20 protein-coding genes are annotated in these 19663 nt (G+C 73.1%); 11 read left to right on the top strand and 9 right to left on the bottom strand.

All coding sequences use genetic code 11. The features are described from left to right. Window positions 1-141 precede the first annotated feature (141 nt). Window positions 142-1413, top strand: a complete 1272-nt coding sequence (locus ACZ7GJ_RS15180; RefSeq protein ID WP_470751904.1) for a glycoside hydrolase family 10-like protein — start codon at window positions 142-144, stop codon at window positions 1411-1413. A gap of 49 nt (window positions 1414-1462) precedes the next feature. On the opposite strand, the gene ACZ7GJ_RS15175 is transcribed toward ACZ7GJ_RS15180, so the two are convergent. Both ACZ7GJ_RS15175 and ACZ7GJ_RS15170 read right to left on the bottom strand, forming a co-directional pair. Next, window positions 1463-1660, bottom strand: coding sequence for a DUF1918 domain-containing protein (locus ACZ7GJ_RS15175; protein WP_214938290.1), 198 nt, complete (start codon window positions 1658-1660; stop codon window positions 1463-1465). Window positions 1661-1717: 57 nt separating this feature from the next. Further along, window positions 1718-2623 carry a DMT family transporter gene (locus ACZ7GJ_RS15170; protein ID WP_470751902.1) on the bottom strand — a complete coding sequence of 302 codons (906 nt, stop codon included), beginning with the start codon at window positions 2621-2623 and terminating at the stop codon, window positions 1718-1720. On the opposite strand from ACZ7GJ_RS15170, the gene ACZ7GJ_RS15165 reads away from it, so the two are divergent. Next, window positions 2622-4139: an aminotransferase-like domain-containing protein gene (locus tag ACZ7GJ_RS15165; RefSeq protein WP_470751899.1), complete on the top strand. Its 1518-nt coding sequence runs from the start codon at window positions 2622-2624 to the stop codon at window positions 4137-4139. The two genes, ACZ7GJ_RS15170 and ACZ7GJ_RS15165, sit on opposite strands and share 2 nt — an antisense overlap. Before the next feature lie 31 nt (window positions 4140-4170). Then, window positions 4171-4746, top strand: a complete 576-nt coding sequence (locus ACZ7GJ_RS15160) for a histidine phosphatase family protein (protein ID WP_470751898.1) — start codon at window positions 4171-4173, stop codon at window positions 4744-4746. Between the two features lie 19 nt (window positions 4747-4765). On the opposite strand, the gene ACZ7GJ_RS15155 is transcribed toward ACZ7GJ_RS15160, so the two are convergent. The 3 genes from ACZ7GJ_RS15155 to ACZ7GJ_RS15145 all read right to left on the bottom strand — a co-directional run bounded on the left by ACZ7GJ_RS15155 (window position 4766) and on the right by ACZ7GJ_RS15145 (window position 7201). Then, window positions 4766-5674, bottom strand: coding sequence for a hypothetical protein (locus tag ACZ7GJ_RS15155; protein WP_470751897.1), 909 nt, complete (start codon window positions 5672-5674; stop codon window positions 4766-4768). A 102-nt stretch (window positions 5675-5776) separates the two neighbouring features. Further along, window positions 5777-6511 carry a DUF6215 domain-containing protein gene (locus tag ACZ7GJ_RS15150; RefSeq protein WP_470751895.1) on the bottom strand — a complete coding sequence of 245 codons (735 nt, stop codon included), beginning with the start codon at window positions 6509-6511 and terminating at the stop codon, window positions 5777-5779. A 75-nt stretch (window positions 6512-6586) separates the two neighbouring features. Then, a complete protein-coding gene (locus ACZ7GJ_RS15145; RefSeq protein WP_470751894.1) occupies window positions 6587-7201 on the bottom strand; it encodes a TetR/AcrR family transcriptional regulator in 615 nt (204 codons plus the stop codon). Between the two features lie 100 nt (window positions 7202-7301). On the opposite strand from ACZ7GJ_RS15145, the gene ACZ7GJ_RS15140 reads away from it, so the two are divergent. After that, complete coding sequence (locus ACZ7GJ_RS15140; protein ID WP_470751893.1) at window positions 7302-8255, top strand: oxidoreductase; 954 nt, start codon at window positions 7302-7304, stop codon at window positions 8253-8255. Here ACZ7GJ_RS15140 and ACZ7GJ_RS15135 read toward each other — a convergent pair. Continuing rightward, window positions 8227-8685 carry a hypothetical protein gene (locus ACZ7GJ_RS15135; protein WP_470751892.1) on the bottom strand — a complete coding sequence of 153 codons (459 nt, stop codon included), beginning with the start codon at window positions 8683-8685 and terminating at the stop codon, window positions 8227-8229. The genes ACZ7GJ_RS15140 and ACZ7GJ_RS15135 overlap by 29 nt on opposite strands. Before the next feature lie 272 nt (window positions 8686-8957). Here ACZ7GJ_RS15135 and argC point away from each other — a divergent pair, with 272 nt between their 5' ends. The 5 genes from argC (at window position 8958) to ACZ7GJ_RS15110 (ending at window position 13895) form a co-directional block, all read left to right on the top strand. After that, the gene (argC, locus tag ACZ7GJ_RS15130) at window positions 8958-9986 is read left to right on the top strand and encodes an N-acetyl-gamma-glutamyl-phosphate reductase (protein ID WP_365918131.1); all 1029 of its coding nucleotides are present in this window, start codon (window positions 8958-8960) and stop codon (window positions 9984-9986) included. Between the two features lie 88 nt (window positions 9987-10074). Continuing rightward, window positions 10075-11232 carry a bifunctional glutamate N-acetyltransferase/amino-acid acetyltransferase ArgJ gene (gene argJ, locus ACZ7GJ_RS15125; RefSeq protein WP_470751891.1) on the top strand — a complete coding sequence of 386 codons (1158 nt, stop codon included), beginning with the start codon at window positions 10075-10077 and terminating at the stop codon, window positions 11230-11232. Then, on the top strand, window positions 11229-12137 hold the full coding sequence (gene argB, locus ACZ7GJ_RS15120; RefSeq protein WP_470751890.1) for an acetylglutamate kinase: 909 nt from the start codon (window positions 11229-11231) through the stop codon (window positions 12135-12137). Before argJ ends, argB begins: the two co-directional genes overlap by 4 nt. Continuing rightward, window positions 12134-13351 (top strand): acetylornithine transaminase, encoded by a 1218-nt coding sequence (locus tag ACZ7GJ_RS15115; protein ID WP_470751888.1) that lies wholly within the window; start codon window positions 12134-12136, stop codon window positions 13349-13351. The genes argB and ACZ7GJ_RS15115 overlap by 4 nt, the downstream gene beginning before the upstream one ends. Before the next feature lie 7 nt (window positions 13352-13358). Further along, window positions 13359-13895, top strand: coding sequence for an arginine repressor (locus tag ACZ7GJ_RS15110; protein ID WP_266937803.1), 537 nt, complete (start codon window positions 13359-13361; stop codon window positions 13893-13895). Window positions 13896-13906: 11 nt separating this feature from the next. Here the strand turns inward: ACZ7GJ_RS15110 and ACZ7GJ_RS15105 are convergent, their stop codons facing one another. From ACZ7GJ_RS15105 to ACZ7GJ_RS15095, 3 genes are read right to left on the bottom strand one after another with little or no spacing between them, the layout of a single operon-like run. Next, complete coding sequence (locus ACZ7GJ_RS15105; RefSeq protein WP_470752146.1) at window positions 13907-14581, bottom strand: L,D-transpeptidase family protein; 675 nt, start codon at window positions 14579-14581, stop codon at window positions 13907-13909. An 18-nt stretch (window positions 14582-14599) separates the two neighbouring features. Beyond that, the gene (locus ACZ7GJ_RS15100; protein ID WP_470751886.1) at window positions 14600-15181 is read right to left on the bottom strand and encodes a pyridoxamine 5'-phosphate oxidase family protein; all 582 of its coding nucleotides are present in this window, start codon (window positions 15179-15181) and stop codon (window positions 14600-14602) included. Window positions 15182-15186: 5 nt separating this feature from the next. Continuing rightward, window positions 15187-16602: a hypothetical protein gene (locus ACZ7GJ_RS15095; RefSeq protein ID WP_470751885.1), complete on the bottom strand. Its 1416-nt coding sequence runs from the start codon at window positions 16600-16602 to the stop codon at window positions 15187-15189. Between the two features lie 167 nt (window positions 16603-16769). On the opposite strand from ACZ7GJ_RS15095, the gene ACZ7GJ_RS15090 reads away from it, so the two are divergent. Then, window positions 16770-17963, top strand: coding sequence for an argininosuccinate synthase (locus ACZ7GJ_RS15090; protein WP_470751884.1), 1194 nt, complete (start codon window positions 16770-16772; stop codon window positions 17961-17963). Between the two features lie 110 nt (window positions 17964-18073). Continuing rightward, window positions 18074-19501: an argininosuccinate lyase gene (gene argH / locus ACZ7GJ_RS15085; protein WP_470751883.1), complete on the top strand. Its 1428-nt coding sequence runs from the start codon at window positions 18074-18076 to the stop codon at window positions 19499-19501. Window positions 19502-19663 lie beyond the last annotated feature (162 nt).

The following is a 19663-nucleotide window of genomic DNA, read 5'->3' as shown; positions in this document are numbered from 1 at the left end:
CCCGTACTCGGCAGTGGTAACTGCGTTCCGGCGCCCGCCACGCCCCCCGACGTTACCCCCGACCTTGCCCCGCGTGGCGGGCCGGGGCGGGCATGCTGGGCGCACGCAGAGCAATGTCACGCAGCGAAATGGAGTCCTCACATGGCGTGCATGGGGCGGCGGGGAGTGCTGGCCACGGCCGCGGGGGTGCTGGCCGCTGCCGCCGCGGGCAACCCGGCGCAAGCGGCGCAGGGGCCGAAACCGGACGGGCCGGGGCGGGCGGAGCGACCGGCTCGGTCGACGGCGCCCGTGGTGGAGTTCCGCGGCATGTGGATCGCGTCCGTACTGAACGTGGACTGGCCCTCCGAAAGCGGGCTCTCCGCCGGGGAGCAGAAGGCCGAGCTACTGGCCCTCCTCGACACCGCGGTGCGGCGCCGGCTCAACGCGGTCATCCTCCAGGTGCGGCCCGCGGCCGACGCGATGTGGCCCGCAGCGCGCGAGCCGTGGTCGCAGTGGCTCACCGGCGAGCAGGGCGTCGACCCGGGCTGGGACCCGCTGGGCACGGCCGTGGCCGAAGCGCACGCCCGGGGGCTGGAGTTGCACGCCTGGTTCAACCCGTACCGCGTGGCGAACCATACCGACCGCAGCCTGCTCGCCGCCGGGCACCCGGCCCGCCGCAACCCGGGCTGGGCGGTCCCGTACGGCGGCAAGCTCTACTACAACCCCGGGCTGCCGCAGGTGCGGCGCTTCGTGCAGGAGGCGATGCTCGACGCCGTGTCCCGCTACGCCGTCGACGGGGTGCACTGGGACGACTACTTCTACCCGTACCCCGTGGAGGGGCAGGAGTTCGACGACGACGAGGCGTACGAGCTGCACGGCGGCTCCTTCGCCACCCGCGCCGACTGGCGCCGCCACAACACCGACACGCTGGTCCGGGAGATGTCCGAGCGGCTGCGGGTGCTGCGGCCCGCCGCCCGCTTCGGCATCAGCCCCTTCGCGGTCTGGCGCAACGACGACGTGGACCCGCTCGGCTCGCCCACCCGGGCGGGCATCGGCACGTACGACGACCTGTACGCGGACACCCGCAAGTGGGTCACCGAGGGCTGGATCGACTACGTCGTGCCGCAGGCCTACTGGCACATCGGGCACCCGACCGCCGACTACGCCAAGATCGTCCCGTGGTGGGCGCGGACGGTCGCGGGCACCCGCGTACAGCTCTACGTGGGCGAGGCGCTGTACCGCTGCGACGCGAACAGCCCCACCGCCGCGTGGCGCGATCCGCGCGAGCTGTCGCGCCACGTGAGCGTGGCCCGGCGGTACGCCGAGGTCCGCGGCCACGTCTACTTCTCGGCGAAGCAGGTGGTCGCGGACCCCAATGGGGCGATGGCCAGGGTGGTGGCCGACCACTATCCGACGGCGGCGGCGCCGCGCTGAGCCGGTGTGCGGGTGGTGGGCCGGTGGTGTGCGGGTGTTCAGCCGGTCATCAGTGGGTGGGCTCGGTGGGGTGCTTCACGACGCAGTCGGGGCCCGGGGACATGACGGCCTCGTGACCGTCGGCGAAACGGACCCGGTAGGGCGGGGTTCCGTTCTCTCCCAGGACCTGGGTGATCTCACCCACCTTGTCGTGCTGGCCCACGATCCTGCCGTGCTGCACCAACTGGTCGCCCTCGGTTGCGCGCATAGCTGACCTCCTCGGTGGCGGGCCGATCCGGTGCTAGCAGTTTAGGGCGTTATGGCGCTATTTGACCCGTTGGGTCACGGTGATGCAGACCAGCACCGCACAGGCGGCCACCGGCGCCGCGGGTGTCAGGTGCTCGCCGAGCAGGGCCACCGACCAGACCAGGGTCAGCAGCGGCTGGGCGAGCTGGAGCTGGCTGGCCCGCGCCGCGCCGATCTCGGCCATGCCGCGGTACCAGACGTACAGGCCGAAGAAGGTCGAGCCGACCGCCACCCAGACCAGCCCGATCAGCCCGTGCGCGCCGAGGTGGACCGGCTCGTACGCCAGTCCGATCACCGAACCGGCCACGCTGAGCGGCAGGCACAGCACCAGCGCCCAGCCCACCACCTGCCAGCCGGGCAGCACCCGGGCCAGGCGTCCGCCCTCGGTGTACCCGGCGGCGCACACCAGCAGGGCCGCGAAGAGGAACCCGTCGCCCGCCGAGAGCGCGCCGCCGCTCTGGGCCAGGGTGAAGCCGAGCACCACCGCGGCCCCGGCGACGGCCGCGCCCCAGAAGCGCCGCGAGGGCCGGGCCCCCGTACGCAGCGAGGACACCACGGCGGTGGTCAGCGGGAGGAGGCCCACCACCACGGCGGCGTGCGAGGTGGTGGAGGTCTGGAGCGCCAGGGTGGTGAGCAGCGGGAAGCCGACGACGACCCCCGCGGCGACGACCGCGAGCCCCGCCCAGTGCTCGCGGGCGGGCACCGGTACGCGCAGGGCCACCAGGAAGCCGCCGGCCGTCAGCGCCGCGAGCACGCTGCGCAGGGCGACCAGGGACCAGGGGCCGAAGCTCTCCAGGCCCCACGCGGTGCCGGGGAAGGTCAGCGAGAAGGCGACGACGCCGAGCGAGGCGAGGACCGTACCGCTGCTCACCGGTCCCCGAACCGCTATCGAGGTCGGGCGAGTAGCGCTATTCTGTGCTGTCATGTACGAGCGTAGCAGCGTGACTCAGCTGGCGGAATCACTGCGATCCGAACTCAACCGCTACCCGGTGGGTGGAAAGCTGCCGTCGAGCCGGGCCCTTGTCGAGCGCTATCGGGTCAGCCCCGTCACCGTCTCCCGGGCCCTCGCGCAGCTCGCCTCCGAGGGGCTCGTCACTACCCGGCCCGGCGCCGGGGTGTTCCGCTCGCCGCCCCGTACGTCGGCCCACGCGCCCGGGGACACCTCCTGGCAGGAGGTCGCCCTCAGCGCGGAGGGGGCCGGGGACGTGGTGCCGCGTTCCGTCGACGCCGCGGGGGTGCTGGCCTCGCTCACCGCGCCCCCGACCGGGGTGATCGAGCTCAACGGCGGCTACCTGCACTCCGCGCTCCAGCCCGAGCGGGCCATGGCGGCCGCGCTGGCCCGGGCCGGCCGGCGGCCCGGGGCGTGGGGGCGGCCGCCGGTGGAAGGGCTGCCGGAGCTGCGGGACTGGTTCGCGCGGGAGATCGGCGGCGCGGTGGGGGCCGCCGGTCGCGCCGGTGCGGTCGGCGCCGCCGACGTACTGGTCACCGCGGGCGGGCAGAGCGCGCTGACCACGGCCCTGCGGGCACTGGCCCCGCCCGGGGCGCCGATCCTGGTGGAGTCCCCGACATACCCGGGACTGCTGGCCATCGCGCGGGCCTCGGGCTGTCGGCCCGTACCGGTCCCGGTGGACGCCGACGGGGTCCGGCCGGAGCTGCTGGCCGCCGCCTTCGAGGCGACCGGGGCTCGGGTCTTCGTGTGCCAGCCGCTGTTCCAGAACCCGACGGGGGCCGTGCTGGCCCCCGAGCGGCGGGGCGAGGTGCTGCGGATCGCGCGGGCCGCAGGGGCCTTCGTGGTGGAGGACGACTACGCGCGGGCGCTCGCCCACGAGGACGCCGGCCCGCTGCCCGCGACCCTCGCCGCCGAGGACGCGGACGGCGTGGTGGTGCACGTACGGTCGCTGACCAAGATCACCTCGCCCAGCCTGCGGGTGGGGGCGCTGGCCGCCCGGGGTCCGGTCCTGGACCGGCTGCGCGCCATCCAGGTCGTGGACAGCTTCTTCGTGCCCCGGCCGCTCCAGGAGGCGGCCCTGGAACTGGTCGGCGCCCCTGCCTGGCCGCGCCACCTGCGGACGGTCGCCGCGGAGCTGCGCCACCGGCGGGACGTGCTCGCGGGGGCCCTGCGGCGGGAGCTGCCCGGCGTCGAACTGCCCCATCTGCCCACCGGGGGCTACCAGTTGTGGGTCCGCCCGGGCGAGGGCGACGACGCGTCCTTCACGGCAGGGGCCCTGCGCGCCGGGGTGGCGGTGGCCCCGGGCCGGCCCTACTTCTGCGCCGAGCCGCCGGGTCCGTACGTCCGGCTCAGCTTCGCCGGGGTCTCGGGTGCGGGGGAGCTGACCGAGGCGGTACGGCGGCTGCGGGCCGGCCTGGGAAGCGTTCCGGGAGGCCCGGCCGGGAGCGCCGCCGCGGACGGCGCGCGCAATGTGCTCGGCCCAGACGCTTGACCCCGTGCGACACGCGGCTCACCATCGCCGCATGCATGTTCGGGTTTCGCTCGTTGCCGCAGCCCGTAGTTCCTCGCTGCTCACCGAGCGCTTCGACGACGACCGCCCCCTCGACGGGGTCGGCTGGCGGGCCGTGGAGTCCGCCGCGCGGGGGCTGGTGCCGCTCGGGGCCGCCGAGCTGCGCTACTGCTCGCCGACCCCGCGCAGCCGGGCCACCGGCGAGGCCCTCGGGTACGCGCCGCTCGCCCAGCCCGCGCTGCGGGAGTGCGACATGGGCCGCTGGCGCGGGCTGACCCTGGCGGAGGTGACGGCCCACGAGCCCGCGGCGGTGGACCTCTGGCTCACCGACCCGCTGGCCGCCCCGCACGGCGGGGAGTGCCTGCTCACCTTCATCTCCCGGATCGGGAGCTGGCTGGACACCCGGCCGGCGGACGACGGGGGAGCCATCGTGGCGGTGGCGGAACCCTCGGTGGTCCGCGCCGCCCTGGTGTACGCCCTGAAGGCGCCCCCGCTGACGTACTGGAACGTAGACGTCCGCCCGCTCTCCACCGTCACCCTGACGGGCTGGTCGGGGCGCTGGCACCTCTCCCTCCAGGCCCCGGTGTGAGCGAAGGGACGCCACCGGCCTACCGCTTGACCCTGACCAGGTGCACGGCCGCCACCTCGCTGACGGTCACCGCGGACTGGTAGTCGGGGTCGAAGGCGCTGCCGGTCGCCTTGACCTCGACGTCACCGGCCTGGAACGGGGTCGTCCCGGTCGGGTCCGCCTCGGCGCTCCAGGCGGCGGGCGCGCCCGGTGCGCACCGGACCGTGGCCGTGTACGGGCCGCGGATCAGGACGTTGCGCTTGACCTGCGTCACCAGGCCCGAGACGTCCACCTGGACCGGCTTGTTGCAGGTGACCTTGCCGCTCACGTAGGCCCGGCCGTTGAGCGCGCTGGCCTTGCCGTCGACCGCGATGCCGACGCCGAGCGAGAGCTGGGCCGGAGCCGCCGGGTTCTTGAGGTGCACCTCGCCGCGCAGCGCGGGCGCGCCGCCCTCGCAGTGCTGCTCGTACGAGGCGTCGAGGGCCTCGACGTAGCCGTTGGGGCCCCAGGTGACCTTCGAGACGGTGAAGGACCCGGTGAGCGTGTTGCACCCGCGGCCGTTGCCGCTGAGGTTCAGGCCCGGGGCCCGGCCCTCGTTGAGCGGGAAGCGGGTGGCCCCCGCGTACGTCCCGGCCTTGAGCTCCGTACCGGAGGGCGCGGCCAGGTCCAGGTTCCACCAGTCGCCGTTGGTCCCGCTGATGGTGACGCCGACCTGGCCGTGGTCGGCGGACCCGCTCACGCTGAGGCGGTCCTGGGCGGCCGAGTAGCTGTACGACCGGCCGCCGCTGATGTAGTCGTCCGGGTCCCCGTCGAAGGCGACGGTCCCCTCCGTCACCGGCTGCGCCTGCGCGGCGCCGGCCGTGGCCAGGCCGCCCGCGGTCAGTGCCAGTGCGATGCCCAGGGCGGTCGCGGCGCCCGCGAAGGCGCGCCGCATCGTCTGTCGGGTCAAGGTCTCGATCCCCCCGTGCAGGTGCTCGGAAGCCTGGTGCGCGGCGGTCTGCCGGACCGGCGAGCGGAGTCTTGCAACCGCCCGCGTGGAGCGGCAACCCATTTACACAGAAGGGGAGTTGGAGGGTTCGGAGAGCGCCGGCAGGACCTGCTCGGCGACGCGGACCAGTACCTCGTCCTCCGGCAGCATGCCGTTCTCGCGCCACATGACCACCTCGAAGCTGCCGCCGCCGTCCTTCGGGTCCTGGGCCACGGCCAGGACGCGGGCCGGGACGCCTGGGCCGCTCTTCGTGTCGCTGCCGTCGAGCCGGAAGCTGATGTTGAGGGTGCGCTCCGAGTAGAAGACCGCTGGGCGGTCCAGGACCGTGGCCCGCCGCCCGACGGGCCCCAGGAGCGCGGCGGTCGCGGACACCGGCGCCCCGTCGTAGGTGGCCGAGAGCGTCACGGTGTAGCTGTCGAACTCGATCTTCGCCGAGGGGGTGATGACCTGCAGGCCGCCGACGGACCTCCCGGTGCCGTCGTCGTTGCTGATGGACTTCGGCACCTCTCCCGGAGTGCCCAGCAGTGCGGCGAGGTCGGGGCGGTTCAGCGTCTCGCAGAGCCGCATCCCGGACAGGTGCCCGGGCTGGCGCGCCGGCTCCTGCGCGGGCTTTGCGGGCTTTGCGGGCTTTGCGGGCGAGCACTTGGGCGGCGGCGGAGCGGCTCCGCCCGAGGAGGCCGAATGCTGCGCGATCACCCAGAAGCCGGCGGCCAGCGCTCCCACGAGCACCACGGCCGTGACGGCCTGCCCCCACGGGTTCGGTTCCTCCGCGTGCGCGTTCACGTCGTCGTACGTCATGTCCCCCACCTGGCGTGATCCCCCGATACGTGCCCGGGACCGTAACCCGTGATCATCGGGCGGACAAGGGCGAGGTCAGGGTGCCGGCAGCACCCCGGCGCGGGCGGCGGCCAGTGCGACGGCCACGGCCCGGTCCGCGGTCGCCCCGTCGACGGGTTCGCCGGTGAACACGAGCCGGAAGTAGATCGGCGCGACGAGGGTCTTGAGGAGTTCGGCGGGGTCGGTGTCCGCGGGCAGTTCGCCCCGCTCGACGGCCCGGGTGACGACCGGCTCCGCCCGCCGGAACCGGTCGTCGAAGAGCGCGTGCTTGACCTCGGCGAGCCGGGGGATGCGCACGGCGTCCGAGAGGGCGGCGGTCAGCAGGGCCCGGCCGGCCCGCGTGGTCATGGCGGCGACGAGGGAGCGGGCCAGCGCGCGCAGGTCGCCCTCCACCGCTCCGGTGTCGGGGATCGGGATGTCCGTGGCGAAGTGGCTGGTCAGCGCGTCGGCGACCAGGCCGTCGGAGTCGCTCCAGTTCCGGTAGATCGTCGTCTTGTGTACGCCGGCCCGGCGCGCGACGCCTTCGACGGTCAGCGCCGCGTACCCCGTCTCCGTGAGCTCGGCGAGGGCCGCCTCCAGCACCGCGGCCCGCATCTTGCTGCCCCGCCCGACGGCGGGGGCGCGCCCGGAGGGCGACCCGACAGACTCCATTGCAACTCCCAGTTGCGTTGATGGCGGAACGTGCGACAGGATCAGATTAACGCAACTGAGAGTTGCAATGCCGACTCGTGACCCATGAATCGAGACCTCCGTGACCCGTCAGCCCCACGAGTCCGTCCCCGACCAGTCGGGGCGCCTGGCCGTCGTTACCGGCGCCAACAGCGGCATCGGTTACGTCACCGCCCGCGAACTCGCCCGCCGCGGCGCCCACGTCGTCCTGGCCTGCCGCAACGGCCAGCGCGGGCGGGACGCGCTGGAGCGGCTGCGCGCCGAAGTCCCCGGCGCCCGCGCGGAACTGCGTACCCTCGACCTCGCCGACCTCACTTCCATCCGGCGCTTCGCCGAGGCCTGGGAGCACGACCGGCTCGACCTCCTGGTCAACAACGCCGGCGTGGCCATGGTGCCGTTCTCCCGGACCGCCGACGGCTTCGAGTCCCAGTTCGGCGTCAACCACCTCGGCACGTTCGCGCTCACCGGCCTCCTCATGCCCCACCTGCTGGCCGCCGCCGCCCCGCGCGTCGTCACGGTCAGCAGCGAGGGCCAGCGCTTCGCCCGCTTCGACATGGCCAACCTCAACGCCGAGCGCCGCTACCGGTCCCCCTTCGCCTACCTGCAGTCCAAGCGGGCCAACCTCTACTTCGCCGTGGAACTCCAGCGCAGGGCCGACGCCGCCGGGCTGGCGCTGCGCAGCATGGCCGTCGCCCCCGGACTCACCCGCTCCAACGTCCTCACCGGCGGCGCCAACCGCGCCCGGGGCCGCGCCTACGCGACCCTCGTGCGCCTCCTCCTGCGCGTCGCCTTCCGCCCCACGCCCGAGGGGGCCAGGACCTCCCTGTACGCCGCGACCACCCCCGGCCTGCCCGGGGGCAGCTACGTCGTGCCCGACGGCCCGCTCCAGCTCCGCGGCGCGCCCGTCCTGCGCCATCGGGAACGTGCGATCCGGGACGGGGCGACGGCCCGGGAGTTGTGGGCGCGCTCGGAACGCCTCACCGGCGTGCGCTTTCCGTTCCCTCGCTTCACTCCGGATTCCGTTCCGGGCCCGTGAAGTCGGGCTGGGCATAGCCCGGGGCGACGTTCTCCTTGACGCGCGGGACGGGCGGCGGTGGCGGCACGTACCGGTCGATGCCCCGGTGCGCCAGGAGCAGCGCCTCGCGCTCCTCGCCCGCCGGTCCGCCCTTGACCGTGACCAGGGCCGGGGTGTTGTCGGAGTCGTGGCCGTCGAGGTCCACGCCCGGCGTCCAGCCGCCGGCTTCGGTCCACGTGGTGTGGCGGAGCCTGCTGACCTTCGGATCGGCCTGCGGGTAGACGGCGTGGAGCCTGCCGTCGTAGGGGGACGGCGCGGCCGTGCGGGAGGACAGCTCGGTCGCGGGCAGGGCGCCCTGCGCGATGCGGGCGCCCCGGTGCAGGCGGTGGACGACGCCGTCCACCGCGGCCACGGCGGGGGCGGCCACGCTCAGGTGGTTCACGAACGGCACACCCGTGTTCCATCCACCGTCCGTGGTGAACGCCGCCCGCCACGGATTCTGGTCGTCCTTGAGTTCCTCTGACGCGTGTGCTCCTTGCTCGTCAGTCGCGCGGGCCGCTACGCAACGTACGGGCCCGGTGGCCCGAGCCCCCGAGGGAGTCGGGAATGAGCACCCTGTGGACCCGGGAAAGGCTGAAGCGATTCACCAAGGAATGGCGACCCAACTGTTTTGCATAAACGTGCGGTGATACGTATAGTCATGCCATCGAGGAGGAGGGTCCGATGGTGGTACGTGTAGCGGTGGCCGGAGCCAGTGGGTATGCGGGCGGTGAAGTCCTGCGCCTGCTGCTCTCGCACCCCGAGGTGGAGATCGGCGCGCTGACCGCGAACTCCAACGCCGGGCAGCTGCTCGGCGGCCTGCAGCCGCACCTCGTGCCGCTCGCCGGGCGCACCCTGGAGGCGACCACGCCCGAGGTCCTCGCCGGCCACGATGTCGTGTTCCTCGCCCTGCCGCACGGGCAGTCCGCCGCCGTCGCGGCGCAGCTCGGCGAGGACGTCCTCGTCGTCGACATGGGCGCCGACCACCGGCTCAAGGACTCCGCGGACTGGGACAAGTTCTACGGCGCCCCGCATGCCGGGACCTGGCCGTACGGGCTCCCCGAGCTGCCCGGCGGCCGCGCCGCGCTCGCGGGGTCCAAGCGCATCGCGGTCCCCGGCTGCTATCCGACCGCCGTCACGCTGGCGCTCTTCCCGGCGTACGCCGCCCAGCTCGCCGAGCCCGATGCCGTCATCGTCGCCGCCACCGGCACCTCCGGCGCGGGCAAGGCGCTCAAGCCGCACCTGCTCGGCTCCGAGGTCATGGGCTCCATGAGCCCGTACGGCGTCGGCGGCGGACACCGGCACATCCCCGAGATGATCCAAAACCTCAGCCCCGCGGCCGGACAGCGGGTGACGGTGTCGTTCACGCCGACCCTCGCCCCCATGCCCCGCGGCATCCTCGCCACCTGCTCCGCCAAGGCGCTCCCCGGCACCACCGCCGACGCGGTCCGCGCCGCGTACGAGAAGGCGTACGCGGACGAGCCCTTCGTGCACCTGCTGCCCGAGGGGCAGTGGCCGGCGACGGCGTCCGTCTACGGTTCCAACGCCGTTCAGATCCAGGTCGCGTACGACGAGGCCGCGCAGCGGATCATCGCGATCAGCGCCATCGACAACCTCACCAAGGGCACCGCCGGCGGCGCGGTGCAGAGCATGAACATCGCCCTCGGCCTCCACGAGGGCCTGGGTCTTTCCACGATCGGAGTCGCACCGTGAGCGTCGCACGCGCAGCCACCGGGCTGCAGACGACGACGATGGCAGCAGGTCCGCGCTGCGCGGGCGGAGAAGCGAACAAGGAGGCGCAGTGAGCGTCACGGCAGCACAGGGATTCACCGCCGCGGGCATCGCGGCCGGGATCAAGGCGAACGGCAACCCGGACCTCGCCCTCGTCGTCAACAACGGCCCCCGACTCGCCGCCGCCGGCGTCTTCACCTCCAACCGCGTCAAGGCCGCGCCCGTGCACTGGTCCGAGCAGGTCCTGCGGGGCGGCACCGTCAGCGCGGTCGTCCTGAACTCGGGCGGCGCCAACGCCTGCACCGGTCCCAAGGGCTTCCAGGACACCCACGCCACCGCCGAGCACGTCGCCGCCGCACTGGGCGGCGAGCACAACGCCGGCGAGGTCGCCGTCGCGTCGACCGGGCTGATCGGCGTCCTGCTGCCCATGGACAAGCTGCTGCCGGGCGTCGACACCGCGGTCGCCGCGCTGAGCGCGGACGGCGGCGAGGCCGCGGCCATCGCCATCAAGACCACCGACACCGTGCACAAGACGGCCACCGTCTCGCGGGGAGGCTGGACCGTCGGCGGCATGGCCAAGGGCGCGGGCATGCTCGCCCCGGGCCTGGCCACCATGCTCGTCGTCCTGACCACCGACGCCGACGTGGACGCCGCCACCCTCGACAAGGCGCTGCGCGGCGCCACCCGCACCACCTTCGACCGGGTGGACTCCGACGGCTGCATGTCCACCAACGACACGGTGCTGCTGCTCGCCTCGGGCGCCTCCGGCCAGGTGCCGGCGTACGAGGAGTTCGCGGAGGCCGTACGCACGGTCTGCGACGACCTCGCCCGCCAGCTGATCGGCGACGCCGAGGGCGCCAGCAAGGACATCCGCATCGAGGTCATCGGCGCGGCCAGCGAGGAGGACGCGGTCGAGGTCGGCCGGTCCATCGCCCGCAACAACCTGCTCAAGTGCGCCATCCACGGCGAGGACCCGAACTGGGGCCGGGTGCTCTCGGCCATCGGCACCACCAAGGCGGCCTTCGACCCCGACCGCCTCAATGTCGCCATCAACGGCGTCTGGGTCTGCAAGAACGGCTCGGTCGGTGACGACCGGGACCTGGTCTCCATGAAGGACCGGGAGGTCCGCATCACCGCCGACCTGTCCACCGGCGGCGAATCGGCCGTGATCTGGGCCAACGACCTGACCGCCGAGTACGTCCACGAGAACAGCGCGTACAGCTCGTGAGTACGGCGAGGAAGCACACCGCGCTGCCGAAGGCAGAGATCCTCATCGAGGCCCTGCCCTGGCTCACCCGCCACAACGGCAAGATCGTCGTGATCAAGTTCGGCGGCAACGCCATGATCGACGAGGACCTCAAGGCGGCCTTCGCCCAGGACGTCGTCTTCCTGCGCCAGGCGGGCCTCAAGCCCGTCGTGGTGCACGGCGGCGGTCCCCAGATCAACGCCCAGCTCGACAAGCAGGGCCTGGTGAGCGAGTTCAAGGCGGGCCTGCGCGTCACCACCCCGGAGGCCATGGACGTCGTACGGATGGTCCTGGCGGGGCAGGTCCAGCGCGAGCTGGTCGGGCTGCTCAACCAGCACGGGCCCCTCGCGGTCGGCATGACCGGCGAGGACGCCCACACCATCACCGCTGCCAAGCACACCCCGGAGATCGAGGGCGAGCTCGTCGACATCGGGCGGGTCGGCGAGATCACCGCCATCGACACGGGCGCGATCGAGGCGCTGCTGGCGGACGGCCGGATCCCGGTCATCTCCTCCATCGCGCGCAGCGCCGACGACCACCACGTGTACAACGTGAACGCAGACACGGCCGCCGCCGCGCTCGCCGCCGCGCTGGGCGCCGAGACGCTGATGGTCCTCACGGACGTCGAGGGCCTCTACGCGGACTGGCCCAACAGCGACGAGGTCATCAGCCGCCTCACCGTCAGCGAGCTGGAGAAGCTGCTGCCCGAGCTGTCCAGCGGCATGGTGCCCAAGATGGAGGGCTGCCTGCACGCCGTACGGGGCGGGGTGAGCACGGCCCGCGTGATCGATGGGCGGGTCCAGCACTCGATCCTGCTGGAGATCTTCACCGACGAGGGAATCGGCACGATGGTCGTGCCCGACGGGCAGCAAGGGGGAGCACAGTGAGCGAGTCGACAGGCAACCAGGGGTACGCTGCCCGCTGGCAGAACGCGCTGACCAACAACTACGGCACCCCCGCGACGGCCCTGGTGCGGGGCGAGGGCGCCCAGGTCTGGGACGCGGACGGCAAGCAGTACACCGACTTCGTCGGCGGCATCGCGGTCAACGCCCTCGGCCACGCCCACCCGGCGATCGTCGAGGCGGTCTCCGCGCAGGTGCGGACCCTCGGACACGTCTCCAACCTCTTCGCCTCCGAGCCGGTCGTCGCGCTCGGCGAGCGGCTGCTCCAGCTCTTCGGCCGCCCCGGCAAGGTTTTCTTCTGCAACTCCGGCGCCGAGGCCATCGAGGCCGCCTTCAAGATCGGCCGACTGACCGGGCGGACCCATATGGTGTCCACCACCGGCGGCTTCCACGGCCGGACCATGGGCGCCCTCGCGCTCACCGGCCAGCCCGCGAAGCAGGGCCCCTTCCTGCCGCTGCCTGGCGATGTCACGCACGTTCCGTACGGCGACGTCGAAGCGCTGCGGGCCGCCGTGACCGAGGAGACGGCCTTCGTCGTCATCGAGCCGATCCAGGGCGAGAACGGCGTGGTCGTCCCGCCGGCCGGCTACCTGACGGCCGCCCGGGAGATCACCCGCGCGACCGGCACCCTGCTCGTCCTCGACGAGGTGCAGACCGGCATCGGGCGCTGCGGCCAGTGGTTCGAGCACCAGGCACACGAGGGCGTCGAGCCCGACCTCGTCGCACTCGCGAAGGGCCTGGGCGGCGGACTGCCGATCGGCGCCGTCGCCGCCTTCGGCCCGGCCGCGGACCTGCTCCAGCCCGGCCAGCACGGCACCACCTTCGGCGGCAATCCGATCGCCTGCGCCGCCGGCCTCGCCGTGATCGACACCATCGCCGCCGAGGGTCTCCTTGAGCAGGTCAAGGCACGTGGCGAGCGGCTGCGGGCCGGAATCGAAGGTTCCGGGCATGCGCTCGTCTCCCATGTCCGTGGTGAGGGCCTTCTGCTGGGTATCGTGCTGACCGAGTCGCTCGCACCGCTGGTGCAGAAGGCCGCTCAGGACGCCGGCTTCCTGGTCAACGCGCCCGCCCCCGCCGTCGTACGGCTCATGCCCCCGTACGTGATCTCCGAGGCCGAGGTGGACGCGTTCCTCCGGGCGCTGCCCGGCATCCTCGACGCGGCCGGCGATGCAGCCCATGGGGACGGATCCGGAGAATGAGACGACGATGAGTCAGGCGCAGGACAACGAGCACGGCGGGCAGGCCGTCCCGCAGACCCGCACCGCCCGCCACCGCCGGATCGTGGACATCCTCAACCGGCAGCCGGTCCGCTCCCAGAGCCAGCTGGCCAAACTGCTCGCCGACGACGGGCTGAGCGTCACCCAGGCGACGCTCTCCCGCGACCTCGACGAGCTGGGCGCGGTGAAGATCCGCAACACCGGCGGCGAGCTGATCTACGCGGTCCCGAGCGAGGGCGGTTTCCGCACCCCGCAGGCACCGCTCGGCGAGTCGGCGAAGGAGGAGCGCATGCGGCGCCTCTCCGGTGAACTGCTGATCTCGGCGGAGGCCTCCGCGAACCTCGTCGTCCTGCGCACCCCGCCGGGCGCGGCCCAGTTCCTCGCCTCGGCGATCGACCAGGCCGAGCTCCAGGCCATCCTCGGGACGATCGCGGGCGACGACACCCTGATGCTGATCAGCCGCGACCCGGCGGGCGGCCAGGCCCTCGCCGACCACCTCCTGCGCCTGGCGCAGAAGGAAGGCTGAGCGCCCGCTGCTCAGTAGCGGGTCACCGCCAGCGCCCCGGACTCGGTGCCGACCGCGATGTGCGGGCGGCGCCGGGGGTTCGCCCAGCGCAGGATCGCCCGCATGGCCCGCTCCGGGACCGAGACGCAGCCGGCCGTCGCGCCCTTGCCGTTCACGTGCAGGAAGATGCCCGCGCCCCGGCCGCGTACCGGGCGGTCGTAGTTGAAGCCGATGACCAGTGCGTGCGCGTACTGCTTCTCGTACGAGACCAGGTGCTCGGCCTCGCCCGGCGCGCAGTCCGCGGGCAGCGGCTCCACCCAGCGGTTGTAACTGCCCGAGGCGTTGTCCTGGCACCACCACGACGCGGGGCTCACCCGCCGGTAGCCGACCTCCGTCCCGGCGGGGGCGCGCGCGATGCCGAACGCGTACGGGAGGTCGTACAGGCCGGTCGGTGTGGTGCTCGTGCCCTGCCTGCGGGTCGCGCCCTCGGTCAGGCCGTTCGCACCGAAGCGGGCCGGCGCGCTGCCGGCCTCGAACCAGTGCCCCGCCCGCCGGTCCCACCAGGTCACCCGCCCGGTCGTGGACCCGGGAGCCGGGGCGACGGCCGTGATCAGCTGGCTGCCGCCGCCGGTGTCGGCGAGGCGGTCGGGCAGCGGCGAAGAGCCGTGGGGGAAGAGGCCGGTGACGACCAGTGAGCCGGCGAGCAGAGCGGTACGCAGCACCCGTCAGACGGTACGCGGCGGCAGGGGCAGCGGCAGCGCAGGCAGGCCGTCGATGCTCGTTTCGATGAACTCCTTCTTCTCGCAGTACGCCGCGAACTCCTCGTCCGTCTTGCGGCCGAAGTACTCCGCGTGGAGCGTGCGCTCGCCCTGGTACTCCATGAAGGGGACGGCGTACCCGCACACGTCCGTGATCCGGCGGGCGCGCACCACGATGACGGCCCGCGCGGAGGGTCCGTCGGCATCCCCGAACAGGGCGATCAGCCCACCCCAGCGCGGGTCGTCGCGGAAGACGGCCTCGCCCTCGCCGTGGATGCGCACGATGTTCGGCGGGCCGCTGAAGGCGCACCACATGAGCGTGATCCGGCCGTTCTCCCGGACGTGCGCGATGGTCTCGGCGCCGCTGCCGCCGAAGTCGAGGTAGGCGAGGGTCTGTTCGTCGATGACGACGAGCGTCCCGGCGCGGCCCTTGGGGGAGAGGTTGATGTGGCCGTCCCCGGTGAGCGGGGCGGTCGCGGTGAAGAAGACGGGCTGCGCCTCGATGAACTCGCGCAGCCGGCCGTCTATGCGTTCGTGGAGCTTTCCCATGGCGGTCAGTATCCGCCCCTCGTGGATCCGCCCGGAGGCAGCCCGAGCCGTGAGCGCATCTGCCTCATGACCCAGTCGTCGAACAGCCCCGTGCAGCGGTCCAGCAGGGCGCCGACCTCCGGGTCCCGCACCGGCAGGGGGAGCGGCCCGTACGGGGACCACAGGCTCTGGACGTGCCCCGCGGCGATGCGCCGCAGGGTCGGGTCATCGTCCGTCAGCAGCTCCACGGCGGCACGGAATCCGACCGCACCGCCCTGCGCGTGCAGCAGCCGGTAGGCGGCCCGGCGGGTGTGCACCGGTCGGCCGGGCTCGGTCCGGGCCCGCAGCCAGTCGGCGGGCAACTGCCCGGCCGAGGTGCGCAGGCTCAGGGAGGCCTCGCGGGCCACGGCCGCCGACGGGTCGTCCAGCAGCGGGCGCAGCAGCCCGATGTCGGTGGTGTCCAGCACCCGTAGCCCGCCCACGGCGGCGGCCCGCACGGCGTTGTCGGGGTGCGCCAGCAGCCCGCGCAGCAGCGGCGCGTCCTCGCGGCGGGCGCACTCGGCGAAGCCCGTCACCGCGTACGGAGTGATGCGGCCCGGGTCCTCGACCAGCTCGCGGTAGCGGCCGTACGGGTCGCCGCCGCCCTGGCGGACCGCCCACCGGGCGCAGGCCCGGACCAGCCCGGAGCGGTCGGCGAGGTGGTCCGCGGCCCCGTCGGCCCGCCCGGCCCGGCGCAGGGCGGTGACCCCGGCGGCGCGGACCGCCGGGCTGTGGGAGCCGAGCAGGGAGGCGAAGGCCTCGTCGTCCGGCCCGTCGGCCGCCATGGCCGCGAGCGCGGCGTCCGTCCACAGCTGGCCGGTCTGCGGATCCAGCTCGGCGGCGGCCAGCCGGGCGAGTTCCCGTACGCCGAACCGGCCGCTCTCCAGCGACAGCCGCGCCGCGTACCGCCGCGTCGGCAGGTCCGCGCTCGCGCGCAGCTCGGCCTGCATCTGCGTGTCGCGCAGGGCCGCGGGCAGCAGCTCAAGGACCCAGGTGCCGTGCTCGCGCCGGGCCAGCCGCAGGAGGAACGGGGTCAGTCGGCGCAGGGTGCCGGCGGGATCGGCGGCCATCGCCGCGAGCAGTACGCGCCTGGCCTGTTCGCGTACGGCCGGAACCCAGTCGGTGCAGCGGATCGCGACGAGTTCGGGCACCGGATCCGGCCCCCGGAGCGCGGCCTCGCGGACGTAGCCGTCGGGGTGGCACAGCGCGACCACCGGGCGGCCGTCGGGCGCGGTCCCGTGGCGCCGGCGGTGGATCTCGCGTACGGCCTGCTCGAAGGCGATCCACGTGTGCGTCGAGCCCTCCGGGAGCGGCGCCGGGGTGTGACCGGGCTCCCCGCCGTCCATCAGCCGCGACGCGCTCGCGTACCCCGCCTGTACCGCCCGTTCCCGCCTCGCGCCCATGCGGCCTCCCCGCCCCTTGTCCGTGACTGCTGAGCGTAGGCAACCCGTCGGCCTGCGCGCCTGCGATATTCCCGCTGGTCAGGAGGCGAGACAGGGGATCGATTGACGAAACATACGGAGCAGTGCATAGTTATGCCTGTCGTTGAATGCACCGTAAGGAGAACCCCGTGGCCGAGCGCGTCGTACTCGCCTATTCGGGCGGCCTGGACACCTCCGTCGCCATCGGCTGGATCGCCGAGGAGACGGGCGCCGAGGTCATCGCCGTTGCCGTGGACGTCGGCCAGGGCGGCGAGGACCTGGACGTCATCCGCAAGCGCGCTCTCGCATGCGGTGCCGTCGAGGCCGAGGTCGCCGACGCCAAGGACGAGTTCGCCAATGAGTACTGCCTCCCGGCGATCAAGGCGAACGCCCTCTACATGGACCGCTACCCGCTGGTCTCGGCACTCTCCCGGCCCACGATCGTCAAGCACCTGGTCGCCGCCGCCAAGAAGCACGGCGCCTCGACCGTCGCCCACGGCTGCACCGGCAAGGGCAACGACCAGGTCCGCTTCGAGGCCGGCATCGCCGCCCTCGGCCCCGACCTCAGGTGCATCGCCCCGGTCCGCGACTACGCGATGACCCGGGACAAGGCCATCGCCTTCGCGGAGAAGGCCGACCTACCGATCGCGACCACCAAGAAGTCCCCGTACTCCATCGACCAGAACGTCTTCGGGCGCGCCGTCGAGACGGGCTTCCTGGAGGACATCTGGAACGCCCCGATCGAGGACATCTACGAGTACACCTCCAACCCGGCGCTCCCTCGTGAGGCCGACGAGGTCGTCATCTCCTTCGAGGCCGGCGTCCCGGTCGCCATCGACGGCAGGCCCGTCACCGTCCTGCAGGCCATCCAGCAGCTCAACGAGCGCGCCGGAGCCCAGGGCGTCGGCCGGATCGACATCGTCGAGGACCGCCTGGTCGGCATCAAGTCCCGCGAGGTGTACGAGGCTCCGGGCGCGATCGCGCTGATCACCGCCCACCAGGAGCTGGAGAACGTCACCGTCGAGCGCGAGCTGGCCCGCTACAAGCGGCAGGTCGAGCAGCGCTGGGGCGAGATGGTCTACGACGGCCTGTGGTTCTCCCCGCTCAAGCGGGCGCTGGACGGCTTCATCAACGAGGCCAACCAGCACGTCACCGGTGACATCCGGATGACGCTGCACGGCGGCCGCGCCGTCGTCACCGGCCGCAGGTCCGAGGAGTCGCTCTACGACTTCAACCTGGCGACCTACGACTCGGGTGACACCTTCGACCAGTCCAAGGCCCAGGGGTTCATCGAGATCTTCGGCCTCTCCTCGAAGATCGCGGCCCGCCGCGACCTCGCCTGAGCCGTCGCACGCAGTACGCAGTACGCAGTACCAGGGCGGCCTCCCCGTTACCTCCGCGGCGGGGAGGCCGTTGCACACCCGAAGCCATGCAGTCTTGAGGAGCAGTAGCTGTGAGCAGCAACAACGGTGACGTCCGGCTCTGGGGCGGGCGCTTCGCCGACGGCCCCGCCGAGGCCCTCGCGAAGCTGTCCGCGTCGGTCCACTTCGACTGGCGCCTCGCGCCGTACGACATCGCCGGCTCGCGCGCCCACGCCCGCGTGCTCCACAAGGCGGGCCTGCTCACGGCCGAGGAACTGGACCGCATGATCGCGGGCCTGGACCAGCTGGAGGCCGACGTGGCCGACGGCTCCTTCGTGGGCACCATCGCCGACGAGGACGTGCACACCGCCCTGGAGCGGGGCCTCCTGGAGCGGCTCGGCGCCGACCTCGGCGGCAAGCTGCGGGCCGGGCGGTCGCGCAACGACCAGGTGGCCACCCTCTTCCGGATGTACCTGCGCGATCACGCCCGGACCATCGGCGGCCTGGTCGCCGAGCTCCAGGACGCCCTGGTCGGGCTGGCCGAGACGCACGCCGACGTGGCCATGCCGGGCCGCACGCACCTCCAGCACGCGCAGCCGGTGCTCTTCGCCCACCACGTACTGGCCCACGTGCAGTCCCTGTCCCGGGACGCGGAGCGGCTGCGGCAGTGGGACACCCGGACCGCGGTCTCCCCGTACGGCTCGGGCGCGCTGGCCGGCTCCTCGCTGGGCCTGGACCCGGAGGCGGTCGCCGCCGACCTGGGCTTCGAGCGCGGTTCGGTCGGCAACTCCATCGACGGGACGGCCTCGCGCGACTTCGTCGCCGAGTTCGCCTTCATCACCGCGATGATCGGGATCAACCTGTCCCGGATCGCGGAGGAGATCATCATCTGGAACACGAAGGAGTTCTCCTTCGTGACCCTGCACGACGCCTTCTCGACCGGGTCGTCGATCATGCCGCAGAAGAAGAACCCGGACATCGCCGAGCTGGCGCGCGGCAAGTCGGGCCGCCTCATCGGCAACCTGACCGGGCTCCTGGCCACGCTGAAGGCGCTGCCGCTCGCGTACAACCGCGACCTCCAGGAGGACAAGGAGCCGGTCTTCGACTCCTGCGACACCCTCGAAGTGCTGCTGCCGGCCTTCACCGGGATGATGGCGACCCTCACGGTCAACCGGGAGCGGATGGAGGAGCTGGCTCCGGCGGGCTTCTCGCTCGCCACCGACATCGCGGAGTGGCTGGTCAAGCAGGGCGTCCCGTTCCGGGTGGCGCACGAGGTCGCGGGCGAGTGCGTCAAGGAGTGCGAGGGGCTCGGCATCGAGCTCGACGAGCTCACGGACGAGCAGTTCGCGAAGATCTCGGAGCACCTGACGCCCGAGGTCCGCACCGTCCTCAACGTGCCCGGCGCGCTGGCCTCCCGCAACGGCCGCGGCGGCACCGCCCCGTCGGCGGTCGCGGTCCAGCTCACCGAGCTGAAGGCCGACCTGGTCATCCAGCACGCCTGGGCGATCCACAAGCAGTAGCGAGTAGCAGTAGCCGTCACACCGGAAGGGGGGGGGGGGGGGGGGGGGGGGGGGGGGGGGGAGGGGCGGGGGGGGGGGGGGGGGGGGGGGGGGGGGGAGGAAGGGGAAAAAGAAGCACCGGAACACCCCCCCACCAAGGGGGAGGGGGGCCGGGGGGGAGCG

The sequence above is a fragment of the Streptomyces sp. NPDC037242 genome, from assembly GCF_055604165.1.
This window is presented reverse-complemented; position numbering and strand designations above follow the sequence as displayed.

Bases quoted from the DNA above. Each gene is read 5' to 3' on its own strand.
- ACZ7GJ_RS15100 (WP_470751886.1), bottom strand. From the start codon at position 15,181: ATGGGAAAGCTCCACGAACGCATAGACGGCCGGCTGCGCGAGTTCATC.
- ACZ7GJ_RS15095 (WP_470751885.1), bottom strand. From the start codon at position 16,602: ATGGGCGCGAGGCGGGAACGGGCGGTACAGGCGGGGTACGCGAGCGCG.
- ACZ7GJ_RS15175 (WP_214938290.1), bottom strand. From the start codon at position 1,660: ATGCGCGCAACCGAGGGCGACCAGTTGGTGCAGCACGGCAGGATCGTG.
- ACZ7GJ_RS15165 (WP_470751899.1), top strand. From the start codon at position 2,622: ATGTACGAGCGTAGCAGCGTGACTCAGCTGGCGGAATCACTGCGATCC.
- ACZ7GJ_RS15180 (WP_470751904.1), top strand. From the start codon at position 142: ATGGCGTGCATGGGGCGGCGGGGAGTGCTGGCCACGGCCGCGGGGGTG.
- ACZ7GJ_RS15150 (WP_470751895.1), bottom strand. From the start codon at position 6,511: ATGACGTACGACGACGTGAACGCGCACGCGGAGGAACCGAACCCGTGG.
- ACZ7GJ_RS15160 (WP_470751898.1), top strand. From the start codon at position 4,171: ATGCATGTTCGGGTTTCGCTCGTTGCCGCAGCCCGTAGTTCCTCGCTG.
- ACZ7GJ_RS15170 (WP_470751902.1), bottom strand. From the start codon at position 2,623: ATGACAGCACAGAATAGCGCTACTCGCCCGACCTCGATAGCGGTTCGG.
- ACZ7GJ_RS15145 (WP_470751894.1), bottom strand. From the start codon at position 7,201: ATGGAGTCTGTCGGGTCGCCCTCCGGGCGCGCCCCCGCCGTCGGGCGG.
- ACZ7GJ_RS15110 (WP_266937803.1), top strand. From the start codon at position 13,359: ATGAGTCAGGCGCAGGACAACGAGCACGGCGGGCAGGCCGTCCCGCAG.
- argC (WP_365918131.1), top strand. From the start codon at position 8,958: ATGGTGGTACGTGTAGCGGTGGCCGGAGCCAGTGGGTATGCGGGCGGT.